General features: G+C 60.9%; 18 protein-coding genes. 6 read left to right on the top strand and 12 right to left on the bottom strand.

Annotated features, from left to right (window positions below; all coding sequences use genetic code 11):
* Window positions 1-23: 23 nt before the first annotated feature.
* The 5 genes from AC2FML_RS00930 to AC2FML_RS00910 form a co-directional block, all read right to left on the bottom strand.
* Complete coding sequence (locus AC2FML_RS00930) at window positions 24-533, bottom strand: CarD family transcriptional regulator (protein ID WP_093961789.1); 510 nt, start codon at window positions 531-533, stop codon at window positions 24-26.
* A 282-nt stretch (window positions 534-815) separates the two neighbouring features.
* Window positions 816-1,154 (bottom strand): ferredoxin FdxA, encoded by a 339-nt coding sequence (gene fdxA, locus AC2FML_RS00925; protein ID WP_093961788.1) that lies wholly within the window; start codon window positions 1,152-1,154, stop codon window positions 816-818.
* 66 nt (window positions 1,155-1,220) lie between these two features.
* A complete protein-coding gene (locus tag AC2FML_RS00920) occupies window positions 1,221-1,592 on the bottom strand; it encodes an RNA-binding S4 domain-containing protein (protein WP_170389764.1) in 372 nt (123 codons plus the stop codon).
* 6 nt (window positions 1,593-1,598) lie between these two features.
* Window positions 1,599-4,400 (bottom strand): helicase-related protein, encoded by a 2,802-nt coding sequence (locus tag AC2FML_RS00915; RefSeq protein WP_496781584.1) that lies wholly within the window; start codon window positions 4,398-4,400, stop codon window positions 1,599-1,601.
* A 20-nt stretch (window positions 4,401-4,420) separates the two neighbouring features.
* Window positions 4,421-4,990, bottom strand: coding sequence for a tetratricopeptide repeat protein (locus tag AC2FML_RS00910; RefSeq protein WP_254428893.1), 570 nt, complete (start codon window positions 4,988-4,990; stop codon window positions 4,421-4,423).
* 68 nt (window positions 4,991-5,058) lie between these two features.
* On the opposite strand from AC2FML_RS00910, the gene AC2FML_RS00905 reads away from it, so the two are divergent.
* The 4 genes from AC2FML_RS00905 (at window position 5,059) to AC2FML_RS00890 (ending at window position 8,450) form a co-directional block, all read left to right on the top strand.
* A complete protein-coding gene (locus tag AC2FML_RS00905) occupies window positions 5,059-5,349 on the top strand; it encodes an SCP2 sterol-binding domain-containing protein (RefSeq protein ID WP_093961784.1) in 291 nt (96 codons plus the stop codon).
* Window positions 5,349-6,326, top strand: coding sequence for an alpha/beta fold hydrolase (locus AC2FML_RS00900; RefSeq protein WP_496781582.1), 978 nt, complete (start codon window positions 5,349-5,351; stop codon window positions 6,324-6,326). Before AC2FML_RS00905 ends, AC2FML_RS00900 begins: the two co-directional genes overlap by 1 nt.
* A 70-nt stretch (window positions 6,327-6,396) precedes the next feature.
* A complete protein-coding gene (locus AC2FML_RS00895) occupies window positions 6,397-8,217 on the top strand; it encodes a M3 family oligoendopeptidase (RefSeq protein ID WP_496781580.1) in 1,821 nt (606 codons plus the stop codon).
* Window positions 8,214-8,450, top strand: coding sequence for a hypothetical protein (locus tag AC2FML_RS00890; protein WP_170339106.1), 237 nt, complete (start codon window positions 8,214-8,216; stop codon window positions 8,448-8,450). The genes AC2FML_RS00895 and AC2FML_RS00890 overlap by 4 nt, the downstream gene beginning before the upstream one ends.
* A gap of 18 nt (window positions 8,451-8,468) precedes the next feature.
* Here AC2FML_RS00890 and AC2FML_RS00885 read toward each other — a convergent pair whose 3' ends face one another.
* From AC2FML_RS00885 to AC2FML_RS00875, 3 genes are read right to left on the bottom strand one after another with little or no spacing between them, the layout of a single operon-like run.
* Window positions 8,469-9,356, bottom strand: coding sequence for a DMT family transporter (locus tag AC2FML_RS00885; protein ID WP_496781578.1), 888 nt, complete (start codon window positions 9,354-9,356; stop codon window positions 8,469-8,471).
* The gene (locus AC2FML_RS00880) at window positions 9,353-9,622 is read right to left on the bottom strand and encodes a DksA/TraR family C4-type zinc finger protein (RefSeq protein WP_093961778.1); all 270 of its coding nucleotides are present in this window, start codon (window positions 9,620-9,622) and stop codon (window positions 9,353-9,355) included. Before AC2FML_RS00880 ends, AC2FML_RS00885 begins: the two co-directional genes overlap by 4 nt.
* Before the next feature lie 57 nt (window positions 9,623-9,679).
* On the bottom strand, window positions 9,680-10,654 hold the full coding sequence (locus tag AC2FML_RS00875) for a Gfo/Idh/MocA family protein (RefSeq protein ID WP_496781576.1): 975 nt from the start codon (window positions 10,652-10,654) through the stop codon (window positions 9,680-9,682).
* Window positions 10,655-10,801: 147 nt separating this feature from the next.
* Here AC2FML_RS00875 and AC2FML_RS00870 point away from each other — a divergent pair, with 147 nt between their 5' ends.
* Window positions 10,802-11,980: a dipeptidase gene (locus AC2FML_RS00870; RefSeq protein ID WP_496781574.1), complete on the top strand. Its 1,179-nt coding sequence runs from the start codon at window positions 10,802-10,804 to the stop codon at window positions 11,978-11,980.
* 59 nt (window positions 11,981-12,039) lie between these two features.
* On the opposite strand, the gene rpoH is transcribed toward AC2FML_RS00870, so the two are convergent.
* Both rpoH and AC2FML_RS00860 read right to left on the bottom strand, forming a co-directional pair.
* Window positions 12,040-12,936 carry an RNA polymerase sigma factor RpoH gene (gene rpoH, locus AC2FML_RS00865; RefSeq protein WP_170339682.1) on the bottom strand — a complete coding sequence of 299 codons (897 nt, stop codon included), beginning with the start codon at window positions 12,934-12,936 and terminating at the stop codon, window positions 12,040-12,042.
* A 124-nt stretch (window positions 12,937-13,060) separates the two neighbouring features.
* Entirely contained in the window at window positions 13,061-14,104 is a 1,044-nt protein-coding gene (locus AC2FML_RS00860; protein ID WP_170445406.1) for an RluA family pseudouridine synthase, read from the bottom strand.
* On the opposite strand from AC2FML_RS00860, the gene AC2FML_RS00855 reads away from it, so the two are divergent.
* Window positions 14,103-14,405 carry a DUF6476 family protein gene (locus AC2FML_RS00855; RefSeq protein ID WP_093961773.1) on the top strand — a complete coding sequence of 101 codons (303 nt, stop codon included), beginning with the start codon at window positions 14,103-14,105 and terminating at the stop codon, window positions 14,403-14,405. The genes AC2FML_RS00860 and AC2FML_RS00855 overlap by 2 nt on opposite strands.
* Window positions 14,406-14,423: 18 nt before the next feature.
* On the opposite strand, the gene AC2FML_RS00850 is transcribed toward AC2FML_RS00855, so the two are convergent.
* Both AC2FML_RS00850 and AC2FML_RS00845 read right to left on the bottom strand, forming a co-directional pair.
* Window positions 14,424-15,407 (bottom strand): hypothetical protein, encoded by a 984-nt coding sequence (locus AC2FML_RS00850; protein ID WP_496781572.1) that lies wholly within the window; start codon window positions 15,405-15,407, stop codon window positions 14,424-14,426.
* A complete protein-coding gene (locus tag AC2FML_RS00845) occupies window positions 15,407-16,411 on the bottom strand; it encodes a glycosyltransferase family 2 protein (RefSeq protein WP_496781570.1) in 1,005 nt (334 codons plus the stop codon). The genes AC2FML_RS00850 and AC2FML_RS00845 overlap by 1 nt, the downstream gene beginning before the upstream one ends.
* Window positions 16,412-16,506 lie beyond the last annotated feature (95 nt).

The raw sequence follows: 16,506 nt of genomic DNA, 5'->3' as shown, positions 1-16,506 counted from the left end.
TTTGGTGTTGCTTCAAAGCCCGATCAGGCCGCGCGCGAGGTCAGGACTTCGTCCACCTGCTTGGCCGCTGCGATTTCGTCCGAACCGGACACGGCCGCAACTTCGCGCGTCAGACGCTCAAGCGCGGCTTCATAGAGCTGACGCTCGGAATAGCTCTGCTCACGCTGGTCGTCGGTGCGGTGCAGGTCACGCACCACCTCGGCGATCGAGATCAGGTCACCCGAATTGATCTTCTGTTCGTATTCCTGCGCCCGGCGCGACCACATGGCACGCTTTACCTTGGCTTTACCCTTCAGCGTTTTCATCGCCTGGCTGATAACATCGGGCGAGCTGAGCGAGCGCAGACCGGATTCAGTGATCTTGTTGGTCGGCACCCGTAGGGTCATCTTGTCTTTCTCGAATGAGATGACGAACAGCTCGAGCGAGTATCCAGCGACTTCCTGTTCTTCAATCGATATGATTTGCCCGACCCCATGTGCAGGGTAGACAACATAGTCGTTCGGACGGAACTCAAGCTTCTTCGACTTTGTCATGCACGTGTTTCCTTGGTTGCAGAGCGGGAAAAAAGCGACAAAAAACCTAACCGGGGTCACCCGCGACCCCTGTCAGGCTGATTACATGTCAAAAACTCAGAACTCCAAAGTGAGCATACTTACGGAGTCGTCCCCATCTCGATCATCATTTGCCACATGAGTATATCACAAAATTAAGACACCTGAAAGCGGACGGGGCCTTCGGCTCGGAATTTGTGACTTTTTTCAGCGCATTAAGGGAAAAACTTACAGCTGTCTTACGGGCTTTGCGACCCGAATCGCTCAGCCGCCCTCGCCCGGTGCCTCGGAGAAGTATTTCTCCATCTTGCCCTCTTCACCGTCGCGCTCCTCGGCGCCCGGAAGCGGGTCTTTCTTGGTTACGATAACCGGCCATTGTTCCGCGTATTTGCGGTTGAATTCGACCCACTGCTCCATTCCCGGTTCGGTATCCGGGCGAATGGCGTCCGCCGGGCATTCCGGCTCGCACACGCCGCAATCGATGCATTCATCCGGATGGATGACCAGGGTATTTTCACCTTCATAGAAGCAATCCACCGGGCATACCTCGACGCAGTCGGTGTATTTGCAGGCGATACAGTTCTCGGTGACAACGTAGGTCATGGTCCAATTCCCGTCAGAGGTTTGGGCGACTAGCTAATTCAGTCTGCCCCCATCTTCAAGAGAAGATCAGCCCTTGGGGGTGCGAGAAAGATCAAGCGCGCGCCGATCCTTCTTGGTCGGACGACCTTTTCCTTCGAAACCCGGATTTTGTGGCGGATTATCCTTCTCTTCGGACAAATCCGTGTACAGCGTCCGCGCCTCGGTCGCCGGGCCGCGTCGCGCGCCCAGGATTTCGACCTGAACCACGCGAATAACCCGCCCCTGAGCGAAAGTTAGAACGTCACCGGGCCCGACGGTTTGCGCCGGCTTCTGGGCCCGGTCACCGTTGATGCGCACATGCCCGCCGCTGACCTGTTTGGCGGCCAGGCTGCGGGTCTTGAAAAACCGCGCATGCCACAGCCACTTGTCGATCCGCAGCTTGGCCGGTGCGTCGGCCATCAGCGATCAGTTGCCGTCCTTCAGACCCATCAGCGCAGCGGCAAACGGGTTGTCGGGATCAATCGCCTTTTCCTTTTTGGGCGGCCGGGACGAGAAGGTCTTGGCCCCTTGCGGTTTGCCGCCCTTCTTGCCCTGCGGCTTGCCGCGACCATCCCGAGGCTTCCCGCCCGGTTTGCTCCGACCCTGCCGTTGGTCACCACGTGGCCCCCGGTTGGCCTGACGGCCCCAGGTAAAGGTGTAGAACACCTCGACTTCGGGTTCGTCCGATGCAGGGTCTGCGGCCGTGGCCTCGGCTTCAGCCTCGGTGCTGTCGGTAGCCTCGGTTGGCGCCTCGGCGGCGACGGCCACATCCGACTGCGCCTCTGCTTCGGCGGTCTCGGTCGGAGCTTCGGCGGTTGCTGCCGGTGGTTGCTCGGTCGGCTGAGCCGGTTTGATCTTGGTCCGTTCACCGCGCTCGGCCTTGTAGCCCAGCCCTTGCATCAGGTCGGCGAACTGCTCCAGCGTCATGCCGGTGATCGACAACATGTCCGCCTTGGCTTCGAAACCGCCCCGGCTGTCTTCGGCGCGCAGCATGTCGGCCAGACGCTCCAACATGTCGATACGGATCGAACGCTCGCCCGCATTGCGGTAGCCGCACATGGTGTCATAGCCCTCGGGCGCGCCCTTGGCGACGGGCACCGTCACCAAGCCCGGCGGCGGCGCTTCGGGAAACTCCTGAAGTCCATTTGCCAGGGCCCACAACACCAGACGCAGGCGCGTCGGGGCAGGCTTCAGCAGCAGCGGCATGAAGATGGTGAACTGGCCGAACCGGATGCCATGCTTGCGCAGCGCGCCACGCGCGTCCTGGTCCAGATCCTTGACCTCTTGTGCGACTCCGGCACGCGGCAGGATGCCCAACGCCTCGACCATGCGGAAGGCAAATCCCTTGGCCAGCCCGGTCAGTTCTTCGTCGCGCGACAGGTTCAGCAGGGGCTCGAACAGCGCCGCGATCTTGCGGTCGATGAAGTGTTGCAGGCGGCGCTGCACCTTCTGCTCAACTTCCGGCCCTGCGGCCTCGTCCACGAACACTTCGACCATCGGTTTGAGCGGTTCGACCCCGGCAACCAGTTTGCCCACGGCATATTCGCCCCACATCAGGCCACCCTGATCGGTAAAATCAATTTCGGTATCGGGCGCATTGTAGAAGCGATCGGCACGCAGATGGAATTGCGGCGCGAGTGCTTGCAGTGAGGCCGATTTGAGCGCTTTCGCCTCGGTTCCCTGCGCGCTTTTGTCCGGGATGAACCGGAACCCTTCCAAACGACCGACGAATTCGCCTTCGACGGTCACTTCACCCTTGTCATTCACTTCGGCCAAAAGGGCCTCCTTCTGTTTGAGCCGGCGCAAGAGAACAGATGTACGCCGGTCCACAAATCTTTGCGTCAGACATTCATGCAAAGCGTCTGACACCCTGTCTTCTACAGCGCGGGTTTCCGCGCGCCAATGGGATTCGTCGCGCACCCAGCCGTTTCGTTGCGCAACATATGTCCACGTGCGAATATATGCCAACCTTTTGGACAGTGCATCAATATCGCCGTCGGTTCTGTCGATCCGGCGGATCTGGCGCGCCAGAAAATCCTCGGGGATCGTGCCGCGTTCGTGCAGATGTCCGAAGATCGATTCGAGCAGGCTGGCATGTTCCGCATGGCTGATGCCTCGAAAATCGGGGATTCGGCAAACATCCCACAACAGGCGGATCGACGGACCATCGCTGGCACGGGCCGCAACCTCGGGCACCTGGGCCAGCGACTTGAGCGCGTTCAGGTCGTCGGCGGGCCGGGCCTTGACTAGGTGTTCGTTGTCCGGGCTGGCCTCGAGCGAGTCGATCAGCGCATCGACCGAGCCGAACCGTAAGGCAGCATTCCGCCAGTTCAGCTTTTTCATCGGCGTGAATCGGCTGTCCATGATGGCCTGCGCCACGCCTTCGTCCAGTGGCGATGCCTCGCCCGTCACGCCAAAGGTGCCATCCGACATGCCGCGCCCGGCGCGCCCGGCGATCTGGGCCAGTTCGTTCGGAGCCAGCGGCCGCATACGCCTGCCATCGAATTTGGACAGGGACGAAAACGCCACATGGTTCACATCGAGGTTCAGACCCATACCGATGGCATCGGTGGCGACCAGATAGTCGACCTCGCCATTCTGGTACAGCTCGACCTGCGCATTCCGCGTGCGCGGGCTGAGCGCGCCCATGACCACGGCCGCCCCACCCTTTTGCCGCCGCAGAAGCTCGGCAATGGCATAGACGTTCTCGACCGAGAACCCGACGATCGCGCTGCGCGGCGGCATACGGCTGATCTTCCTGGATCCGGTGTAGACCAGTTGCGACATCCGCTCGCGCCGAGCAAACTGCGCCTGCGGCACCAGCGCCGCGATCGGGCCGCGCATCGTGTCGGCACCCAGAAAAAGTGTCTCGTGCGTGCCGCGCATCCGCAGCAGCCGGTCGGTAAACACATGACCGCGCTCGGGGTCGGCGCACAGCTGGATTTCGTCGATGGCCACGAAATCGGTGCCCATCCCCTCGGGCATCGCCTCGACCGTGCAGACCCAGTATTGCGTGCGCGGCGGAACGATGCGTTCCTCGCCCGTCACAAGAGCCACCACCGAGGGGCCGCGGATGGCGACGATCTTGTCATAGACCTCGCGCGCAAGCAGCCGCAGCGGCAGGCCGATGACACCGGTCCGGTGCCCCAGCATGCGTTCGATGGCATAGTGGGTTTTGCCTGTGTTGGTCGGGCCAAGTACGGCCACGATTCGGGATGCCCCGTTCACCTTTGCCCCCTGCCCGGACCTTAAAGCGCCTTGCCCGCAATCTGCGGTTTCAGCCGATTCACGGCATTGGTTACTTCTTCGTGATGGGGATGTATAGCCAGCGCGCGGGAATAGGCGTCATAGGCTTGTTCGGGCTGACCCAGCACCTCAAAGATCAGGCCAAGCCCGTAGATGGCTTCGTAATTGTTCGGGTTCAACGCAAGCGCGTGCTCAAGATCGGCGGCCGCCATGCCGAACCGCTCCAGCCCAAAAAACACGGAGGCGCGCACATGCCAACCTTCTGCGAAATCGGGTGCATGGTCTGTCAGTGCCGTCAGATGGTCCAACGCCGCTTCGACATTGCCCTCGTCCAGTGCTTCGCGTCCGCGCTCAAGCAGCAGATCAGCCGAGGCAGACCCTGATTGCGACCACAGCGACTGCAGTTGCCGATCCAGACCGGCTGCCTGCTCGGGCGACGCTTCGGCAAGCTGCCGCAGCAGCTCGGCTTCGTCCCGCAAATCGGCCTGTTGCGCAATCCCAGTGGTGGAATACATGACTAGGAGGGCAAATGCCGCAACGGTACCTTTGAGATTGTTGATTGCAATGCTCATAACAATGTTCAGTGTAGCGTTGCGACCGCGGATGTCCATTCACGGCGCACTAACAAATGAGGAAGACCATGAGCGACACTCTTGAAAAAGCGGCAGCCGCGCTGAACGAAAAACTGTCGGGCGGCGATTTCGATTCGTCGGCGAAATTCGCCATCGCCGACCTCGGTTCGATCGTGCTGGATGAAAACGGCGCGCGGGTCAGCGACGAGGACGCCGAAGTCACCCTGAGCGCCGACGCGGAAACGTTCGAGCAAATCCTCAGTGGTGAGCTGAACCCCACGGGCGCGTTCATGGCCGGCAAGCTGAGCGTCGACGGCGACATGGGTGTTGCCATGAAGCTTGCCTCGGTGCTGGCCTGATGGATTTGTCGCCGGCCCCGTTCTTTGAAGATGTGGCCGGCGGTCCCGCCGGCGGCACCGCGCACTGGTTGACCACAAGCGACGGCGCACGCGTTCGCGTGGGCCACTGGCGCCCCGAAGGTGAGGCGACCGGGACGGTGATGATCTTTCCCGGCCGCACGGAATATATTGAAAAATATGGCAATGCAGCGGGTGAGTTCGTACAACGCGGCTTTGCCGTAGTTGCCGTGGATTGGCGCGGACAGGGTCTGGCTGACAGGTTGCTGGAAGATCCGCGCGTTGGCCATGTGGACAAGTTTACCGACTATCAGCAGGACGTGCGCGAAACGCTGAAACTGGCCGAGCAGCTTGGCCTGGCGAAACCTTGGCACGTGATCGGCCATTCGATGGGCGGCGCGATCGGGATGCGCGCGGTTCTGGAAACCGGCCTGTTTGCCTCTTGTGCCTTCACCGGTCCGATGTGGGGCATTTTCTTCACCCCACTCATGAAACCGCTCAGCCGTCTGACCGCCTATTGGGGGCCGCGGATCGGGCTGGGCGAAAAGACGCCCCCGACCACGTCACTGGAAAGCTATGTTCTGATCCAACCTTTTGAGGGCAACGCGCTGACCCGCGACCCCGGGATGTACCGGATGATGCAGGATCAGTTGAAAGCGCATCCCGAACTGGCCCTGGGTGCGCCGTCGACCATCTGGCTACGCGAGGCACTGGACGAATGCGCCTGGCTGATGGCGCAGACCGCCCCCGACATTCCCTGTCTGACCTATCTTGGCAGCCACGAGCAGATCGTGGACCGCAAGGCGATCCGGGCGCGCATGGCGAACTGGCCCAGCGGACGACTGGTCGAGATCCCCGACGGCGAACACGAGGTGATGATGGAACCGCCCGAGGTCCGCGGCCCCGTGTTCGAGGAGATGGCCGCGCATTTCTCAGCCGCCGCCAACGGGCAGACACCCGAACTTGCGATGACGCGCTGACACCTCGGCTGCTTGTGATCCGCGCGCCCTGCGCCTAGATGTGATCCAACGCAGACAATCGAGGTGTTCCATGCACGAGCTTCCCTTCCCCGTCCGAGACGCAAATGCCGGTGGCGGCGCCGACAACCTTGGCAACCTGCCGGAATGGAACCTGGACGATCTGTACAAGGGACAGGACGCGCCGGAACTGACTCGCGATCTTGAGTGGCTGGAGCAGGAATGCGCGGCTTTTGCCGCCGATTACGAAGGCAAGCTGGCCGATCTGGATGCGCAGGGCCTGCTGACCTGTGTCCAGCGCAACGAAAAGATCAACGCCGTCGCCGGGCGCATCATGTCCTTTGCCGGGCTGCGTTATTACCAACTGACCACCGATGCCGAGCGCGCCAAGTTCCTGTCGGACATGCAGGAGAAGGTCACGCTGTTCACCACGCCGCTGGTGTTCTTCACGCTCGAGATCAACCGCATCGACGACGACGTGCTGGCCGCTCATTTCAAGGCCAACGCGGACCTGGCCCGGTACGAGCCCGTCTTCCGCCGCATCCGCGCGATGAAGCCCTATCAACTGTCGGACGAGCTGGAGAAATTCCTGCATGATCTGGGGGTGGTCGGCGACGCGTGGGAACGGCTGTTCGACGAAACCATCGCCGGGCTGACCTTTACCGTGAACGGTGAAGAGCTGAACATCGAAGGCACCCTGAACCTGCTGACCGAACAGGACCGGTCCAAACGCGAGGCCGCGGCCCGCGAACTGGCCCGCGTGTTCCAAGACAACGTCAAAACCTTTGCCCGCGTCCACAATACGCAGGCCAAGGAAAAGGAAATCATCGATCGCTGGCGCAAGATGCCGACCCCGCAGACCGCGCGGCACCTGGCGAACGATGTCGAACCCGAAGTGGTCGAAGCCCTGCGCGAGGCGGTGGTGGCCGCCTATCCCAAGCTCAGCCACCGGTATTACGAGCTCAAGCGCAAATGGTTGGGTCTGGATGTGATGCAGGTCTGGGACCGCAACGCGCCGCTGCCGATGGAAGACACCCGCACCGTGTCGTGGGAGGACGCCGAGAAGACCGTGATGGAGGCTTATGCCGCTTTCGATCCCCGCATGGCCGAGATTGCAGCACCGTTCTTTTCGAAAGGCTGGATCGACGCGGCGGTGAAACCGGGCAAGGCTCCGGGCGCCTTCGCGCACCCTACCGTGACCGAGGTGCATCCTTACGTGATGCTCAACTACCTGGGCAAACCGCGCGACGTGATGACGCTTGCGCACGAGTTGGGCCACGGCGTGCATCAGGTGCTGGCTGCCGGTCAGGGTGAGATGCTGTCATCGACGCCCCTGACGCTGGCCGAAACCGCCAGCGTCTTCGGCGAGATGCTGACCTTCCGCAAGATGCTGGATCAGGCCGAAACGCCCGAGCAGCGCAAGGTTCTGCTGGCCGGCAAGGTCGAGGACATGATCAACACGGTGATCCGCCAGATCGCCTTCTACGACTTTGAATGCAAGCTGCACGCCGCCCGCCGCGAGGGCGAACTGACGCCGGACGACATCAATGCCCTGTGGATGAGCGTTCAGGCCGAAAGCCTTGGCCCGGCGTTTGAATTCATGGACGGGTACGAGACCTTCTGGGCCTATATCCCGCACTTTGTTCATTCGCCCTTCTATGTCTACGCCTATGCTTTCGGCGACGGGTTGGTGAACGCGCTCTACTCGGTCTATGAAAGCGGCGCGGACGGGTTCGAGGAAAAGTACTTCGAGATGCTCCGCGCGGGCGGCTCCAAGCACCACAAAGAGCTGCTGGCCCCGTTCGGGTTGGATGCCAGCGACCCGAAATTCTGGGACAAGGGCCTGTCGATGATCTCGGGGATGATCGACAAACTGGAGGCCCTGGAGGGGTGACAGACCCAACCGACAAGGGGCGCTGGCGGGCCATCAAGGACCGCCTGCGCCCTGTTCTCGCCCGGATCCGCCGCAATGTCCCGCGGGGGCTGCGGTTTGTCGTGGGACTTTTGTTGATCGTCGCAGGCGTCTTCGGCTTCCTTCCTGTTCTGGGGTTTTGGATGATCCCCTTGGGCATCATGGTTGCCGCCATGGACGTCAACCTGCTGCGGCGCTGGTGGCGCCGCCGATAACCCCGTTCCGGCTGTCGCCTAGTTTTTTCTGGTCGTGAGGAACACCGCGAATACGATCAATCCCGCCCCAATCGCAGCCATTGGGGTGATCGGTGCCCCCAGAAAAATTGCCGAATTGACGAAGGTGAACACCACCGAGGCGGCGAACAAAAGGGTCGCGGTCAACGTCGATACACGCGCGGCGGCCTCGTACCAAAGGTAGTAGGCCAACGCAGTCGGGAAAACGCCCAGCAAAACCAAAAACACCAAATCGCTGCCGGATGGCATCCGCAGTGCAAAAACGGACAGCGGAAGCAGAATTACGGCCGAGCACAGGAACACACCAAACAGGAAATTCAGACGCTCGGCCGTCGATTTCGACGCGCGCATGGCCCGACTGCTGGCGATCAGGAACGCCGCCCAGCTGACCCCGGCCCCAATTTCCATCATATCCCCCAGAACCGGGTCCCCGCCGCCTTCGAAATCGCGGAAAACCGTAAGAAAGACCCCCAAGATGGCCAGAAGGGTCGCCAGAACATCGGTTTTTCCAACAGGGGTGTCGGCGAAGAAATACAAGAAAACCAGAACAAAGAACGGCGCGGTATTTTCCAACACCATCGCGCTGCCTGCACCGGCGTGTTCAAGCCCGATATGAAACAGAATATAGTTGATGACGGTCGCCAAAACCGCAAGACGGAAGTTGCAATCCCGGAGCTGGACGGAAACCGGCGCATTCATCGCACGCAACATGCCGTAGATGGCTAAAGCAGCTATGAACAGCCTAGTTGTGGCAATTTGCATGCCACCCAGATCTCCGGTCAGGTAGCGCACGATGACGCTGTGCGTGCCCCAAAGAAATGCGGCCATGAACCCAAGAAACAAGCCATTCTGAAAAAGGGAACCGCCGTCTTTGCCGGGCCCCTTCACTTGAGCTGGCTGTCCTTGGAGCCGCGCCGATTGATACCGCCGCGGGCCTTGAAAGCACCATCACGCTCTTGCTGGCAATCCAGGCACAGCTTGACCCCGGGGATCGCCAGTCGGCGCTTTTCGGGGATCGGTTCTTCGCACTCTGCGCAATGGGTCAGGCTTTCACCGACCGGACGCTTTTTTGCCTGCATCCGTGCCAGCTCGTCTGAAATCGAAGCCTCGATCTGTTCACTTACAGCGCCGTCGCGCGCCCAGCCTCCGGCCATGGCCCCCTCCTGTTCAGGTGCTCACCAGTTTAGGCGTGGGGCGGCTGATCACGCAAGTCAGAGCGGCGTTGCGCCGTCTAACACCCGGTCGATCATCGCCTGCGTCCCGCGCGAGAATTCGAGCTGACACGGGTATTCGCCGCCCGCGCGAACGGACCGGCAAAACGCCTCGACCTGCAGCTTGTAGTGATCGTCGGCCGGGAAGCGCGTCACAAGAACTTCCAAACCCGGGCGATGCAATTCGACCCGAGCCTCACCAAAAACCCGCGCGTTGAAAGGCGCGGTCAGGCGGATCAGGCCGCGTTCGCCGTGAAAGACCATTTCCTGATGCGGATGCATGCGGATCGAGACATAGGCCGAATAGGTAAAGCCCGGAAATTGCGCGCGGATTTCGGTGAATGTGTCGATGCCGTCCTCCCAGCGGATGGCCGATTGCACGGTGTCCGGTTCCTGCCCCGTCGCAAAACGGGTCGACCCGATGACGTAGACGCCGATGTCGCGCAGCCCGCCGCCGCCGGTTTCGGCGCGGTTGCGGATATTGCCTGTGTCCGCGCGGTTGTCGAAGCTGAATGCGCCCGTGACATGCACCAGATCTCCGATGGCGCCTTCGGCGATCAGGTCGCGCACATGCTGCCACTGCGGGTGGTGCACGATCATATAGGCCTCGGCCGCCAGCAGCCCGGTCTGGTCGCGCTTGTGGATCAGAGCGTCGAACTCCTCGGCGCGCATGGTCATCGGCTTTTCACACAGAACGTGCTTGCCAGCGTCCAGCGCTTTCAGACTCCATTCCACATGCAGGTGGTTCGGCAGAGGGATATAGACCGCCTCGATTTCGGGCGAAGCCAGTAGCGCGTCATAGTCGTCAAAGACCGTAAGGTCCGGGTAGAAGTCCTGGAATGGACCGGCTTTCGCCGGATCCGAAGTCGCCAAGGCAGACAAACGCGCGCCCGAGGCCGCATGGATCGCCGGACCCATGAACTGGCGTGCGAATTTCGCCGCCCCCAGAATGCCCCATTGAACCGGATTGTGCATGGTTTCCTCCGTATTTGACCATGTTCCGCGCTAAAATGTTTGCGCCAACATCTGTTGCGCTCTCTGTATCAGCCAAGCGACGCCAAGTCAGGCTTTTCTGTGCGCGGGACACCCGTAATCTGCGCGTGACAAACGGGAGGGACTAACGTGAGAAGATTTCTGAAATGGCTGGCAGGCCTCACGGCGGCTGCGGTCGTCATCGGGGCCGTGATATTTTTTGTAGTTGTGCCGCCGTATGTCGAAAGCGCGCGCAACAACGTGATCGACCACGACCCATATCCGGTGTCCGACACTGCCGCGGCTCTGCACGAAACCCTGATCGTGGGCGACCTGCATGCCGATCCGCTGTTGTGGAGCCGCGACCTGACCGAGCGCGGAACCCGCGGCCAGGTGGATATTCCCCGGCTGATCGAAGGCAACGTGGCCCTGCAGGTGTTCACCGCCGTGACCAAGTCTCCGGCCGGGCAGAATTACGAGGCAAACTCGGCCGAGGCATTCGACAACATCACCCTTCTGGCCATCGGTCAGCTTTGGCCGCTGCGCACCTGGGACAGCCTGAAGGAACGCGCGATTTATCAGGCCGAGAAACTGCACCGGTTCGAGGCCGCCTCAAACGGACATCTCAAGGTCATCAAGACCCGCGCGGATCTGGACGCGGTGCTCGAGGCCCGCTCGCGCGGCGAACAGATCGTAGGCGGCATTCTGGGGATCGAAGGCGCCCATCCGCTGGAAGGCGATCTGGCCAATCTCGACCCGATTTTCGATGCGGGCCACAGGGTGTTCGGGCTGCAGCATTTCTTTGACAACGAACTGGGCGGCTCGCTGCACGGCACCGGGAACACGGGCCTGACCGAATTCGGACGGCAGGTGGTGGCCGAACTGGCCAAGCGCCCAGTGGTGATCGACCTGGCCCATTCCAGCCCGCAAGTGGCGCGCGACGTGCTGGCCATGACAGACGAGCCGCTGATCGTCAGCCATGGCGGACTGCACGGGTTCTGCCCAGTCAAGCGCAACTATCCCGATGACCTGATGAAGGAAATCGCAGCGACCGGCGGTGTCATCGGGATGGGATACTGGGCCGACGTCACCTGCGGCGACATCGCCCCGGCGGGAATTGCCAAAATGATCAAGGCAGCCATCGAGACGGTCGGGGAAGACCATGTCGCACTGGGGTCCGACTATGACGGCTCGGTCGAGACCGCGTTCGACACGTCGGAACTGGCGGCGCTGACCTCGGCCTTGTTGGACGAAGGCCTGACCGAGGCGCAGATCCGCCAGGTCATGGGCGAAAACATGGTACGGGTACTCCGCCAGCAACTGCAGTAGGACATGACGAAAAAACGGCCCGGGTTTCCCCGGGCCGTTTGTTCATCGGATTTCCGTGATCAGGCGGTGGCCAGCATGCCCTTTTCACGCGCCAACTCACGCATCTTTTTCTGCAGCTTTTCAAAGGCGCGCACCTCGATCTGACGGATGCGTTCGCGGCTGACATTGTACTGCGTACTCAGTTCCTCGAGCGTCACGGGCTGGTCCATCAACCGGCGCTGGGTCAGGATGTCCTTTTCGCGGTCATTCAGAACGTCCAGCGCCTCGGTCAGCAACTCGCGACGCACCTCAAGCTCTTCGCGGGCCTCATAGTCGCCGGCCTGGTCGGCATCTTCGTCTTCCAGCCAGTCCTGCCACTGCATGGTGCCTTCGCCCTCGGACCCGACCGTGGCGTTCAGCGACGCGTCCCCACCCGACATGCGGCGGTTCATGCTGATGACCTCTTCTTCGGTCACGCCCAAGTCATTGGCGATCCGCTTGACATTGTCCGGGTGCAGGTCGCCCTCCTCCAACGCGCCAATCCGTGCTTTCGCCTTGCGCAGGTTGAAGAACAGCTTTTTCTGCGCCGAGGTGGTGCCCAGTTTCACAAGCGACCAGGATCGCAGGATGTATTCCTGGATCGAGGCGCGGATCCACCACATCGCATAGGTCGCCAGACGGAAGCCTTTTTCCGGATCGAACCGCTTGACGGCTTGCATCAGGCCCACATTGGCCTCGGAAATCACCTCGGCCTGCGGCAAACCATAGCCGCGATAGCCCATGGCGATCTTGGCGGCCAGCCGCAGATGCGATGTGACCATCTTGTGCGCCGCTTCGGTGTCCTGCTCTTCGACCCAACGTTTGGCCAGCATGTACTCCTCTTCCGGCTCCAGCAGGGGGAATTTGCGGATTTCCTGCAGATACCGGTTCAGCCCACCTTCTGGCGTAGGCACGGGGAGATTTTTGTAATTTGCCATGTATCACGTCCCTTGGACAAATGTTTACGCCCTTAACATGGATATGGGGCCACGTTCAGGACCATTCAAGTGCAGGTGTTAACAGTCTGGGATTAAGGAACGATAAAGGAAAGCTAAGAAAGTCTTAGTCACGAGACTTTGCAGGTTGTTTCAGAACTGAGATGAGTGCCTCGATATCTTGCGGCAATGCTGCCTCAAAACGCATTTCCTCGCCGGAAACGGGATGAACAAAGCCCAGGACGGCCGCGTGCAGGGCTTGGCGCGGGAACGCACGCACCGCCTCCGCAGCGTCTGCATCAAACGACCGGGCCGACAGTTTACGCTTGCCGCCATAGACCGGGTCGCCCACCAAGCCGTGGCCCGCATGTGCCATGTGCACCCGGATCTGGTGGGTGCGTCCGGTTTCCAGCCAGCACTCGATCAATGATACCGCGCCGGGTTTTCCGAACACGTCAACGACGCGCGCACGTGTCACGGCATGGCGCCCGCCATGAAAAAACACCGCCTGTTTCTGCCGATCATGTTTGTGCCGGGCCAGTTGCGTTGTGATTCGCATCACGTTGCCGGGCTCAAAACTCACGCCTTTGACACCGCGCAGCCGCGGGTCATTGGCATCCGGAACGCCATAGCAGACCGCACGATAGTAGCGCTCGACGCTGTGCGCCTCGAACTGGGCCGCCAGCCCCTGGTGGGCGGCGTCCGATTTGGCAACCACCAGCAATCCGCTGGTATCTTTGTCGATCCGGTGCACGATGCCCGGCCGCTTGACCCCGCCTACCCCCGACAATTCCTCGCCACAATGGTGCAGCAGGGCGTTCACCAAAGTGCCGTTGGGCGATCCCGGTGCCGGGTGGACGACCATGCCCGCAGGCTTGTTGATCACGATCAGGTCAGCGTCTTCATGCACGATGTCCAGCGGAATGTCCTCGGCCCCGATGTGACTCTCGTCCGCTTCGGAGACGGTTATGGACACAACGGCGCCTTCTGGCACTTTGGCTTTGGCGTCGAGCACGACCTTGCCGTCGACCAGAACCGCGCCCTCTTCGATCAGCCGGGCGAGCCGGGTACGCGACAGGCTTTCACCTGCTGGCACATCCCGCGAAAGCGCCTTATCAAGGCGGGGCGGCGGAGCGTCCGCGATAACGAAGTCTATTTGCCGGGTGCCCATGACTGTCCCTTCAGATCCCCAAGAACCGCAGGAAACGCCTCAGTTGCGCCTTCTGCGCCGCATGGTCATGCTGCTGACCGCGGTGATGATTGGCGGGGTTCTAGTGACATTCGCCTTGATTGTCATCCGTCTATCCGACCGGACCCCCACCCTGCCCGATCAGATCGAACTGCCAGACGGTGCAAAGGCCCAAGCCGTGACCATCGGAAACAACTGGTTCGCCGTGGTGACCGATGACAACCGCATCCTGATCTTTGACAAGACCACCGGGAAGCAACGACAGCAGATCTCGCTTGATTGAGCCTGTGGCGCCGCCAGCCTATTCACCCAAGGCCATTCTGAACACGATTTCTGCAGCCTGCTTGAACGCAACGATCTCGTCCGGCGCATCACGACGAAACCTGACTTCGTCCGGGCTCAGCCAGACCGGTTTGAACAGAGTGTCCCGGTCGGGAAAGAATTCAGCCCGAAATCCTTCGTCGGCTTCGGTCAAATAGGTATCAAGCCATGCCCGTTCCTCGGGTTCCAGAACGTCGTGGCGCCGGAACATGATGGGTTCTTTGGGCACCTGACGACGCAGTTGGCGGCTGCGCTTGCGCCCGATGGCTCGCGTGACGACGCCAAAGGCTTCACTGGCGGCGCGGGACAGTGTTGGATTGGCAGGCTCACTGGCAACCTCCCCTCCGGGTCGCGACACGCCCAGTTTGTTCAGGAAGTCATCGACGATATTGCCATTCAACATTTCCTCGCGGTCATAGAGTGCCGGCACAACCGTTACACCCGGGAACGCGTTGCGGATTCGGGAAACCGCGCCGGAAAAAGAAACCGAGTGAGGCTCGGCCTTGATCTTCGCCAGCTGGTCCCGAATCAAGGCTGAACCGTCGGCTGGCAAACGGCCATTTTTGGCCCGCTGCTTGTAATCCGCCTCAAAGAAATCGGAGTAGCGGCGGCAATAGAATACCACACGCATTTCGCGTGCGGGTATTTCGGTGAAGAGCTGCGCAAGCCGTTCCAGATCGGCCGAATAGAACATTTCCGACGACATCAGGCAGGCCTTGCTGCCATGTGCCTCGTACTCGCGCGCAACGGCCTCGCGGTACTTGTCCATCGGTTCTGCGGACTGGTTCATGTGGAACGCCAACAGATTATGGCTGACCTTGGGGCGATCGTCACCATCCGGTCTGCGACGTCCGGCCTCCATGTATCTGAGCCCGGAATCCGACAAGGCCGACGCATTGTTGCGTAGAAAGGACTGCAAGGCCGTCGTCCCTGTCTTCGGCATCCCCAAGTGCAACCACAGCATCAGGTTGCGCCTCGTGTAACGGTGTCGGCCTGCGCGGTCATCTGATGCATCAACTCCTGCATCTCGGACGTGCCCAGCAGTTCCGATATCTGTTTGCGGTGCAGTTCGCAGGACTGGCGGTGCAGCATGGCCGTTTCGGGGTCCGACATCAGTTCGTCGAAACAGTCCCGCTTGCGCGCGGCAATCGCATCGACCGATGTCTCGACCACCGCATTCTGGTTCATGATGTTCCAGTACTCCAAGCCCAGGCTGTCGCCCGTGTGATGAGCCCGTCCCCGCACTTTCTTGACCAAGTAGCTCTCGCAGGACTTCAGAGCGTAGTGGTTGAGCTGCACAAGGTCATATCCGACCGAGTCCCGCGCCGACCGCCAACTGCTTGTAAAATACCGCTCGGGCATTGGCTGGCCCGAACCATTGTACCAGTGGCAGTCTTCCATGCGGTCGACCGTCGGACGTTTGGGGCGGTGAACACCGATCACATCCCACAAGTGCCGCTGGAACATCGTCTTCAATCCCCATGCCTGCGCCGGTCTGGATTTGCGCTCGGGGGCAGCACGGCGGAATTGGTCGGACAGGAACCTGTCTTCGTATTGAACCACTCCGGCATTGCCGAACAACCGCCAGGTCATTGAAATCATCTTGGCATCCGGCACGGCATCAACCAATGATTTCAGCGTGTTGTCACCCGTCTTTACATTGATCTGCTCGTCGGCGTCGATCACGATCACCCAGTCTTCAGGCCCCGCGATGTCCATCTGAAAAAAGCGTTTGTACGCGCGTTTCTGAGGGCTTGTTGCGCGGCGGGAATTGTTGTCCACATGGATCAGAACCCCGCGCTGGTCGAGCCGCTCGAGCAGCGCATCCGACCCGTCCGTGCAGTCATTCGTCATCACGACCATCTGGTCGATGCCAATAGCCTGATTGTGCGCGACCCATTCCAGAACGAACGGGCCTTCGTTCTTCATCGGGGTAACGCTGACAAAGCGGGGGGGCTGATCGACCATTTTTGCCTCAGTTTTTGGTGCCATGCAGGCCGGACGCGGGCACGCAAGACCAGTGTTTGCCCGCCAGAATAATTCCATTGCAGGCGATGACCAAG

The organism is Ruegeria sp. BHSC029 (assembly GCF_059613085.1).
This window is presented reverse-complemented; position numbering and strand designations above follow the sequence as displayed.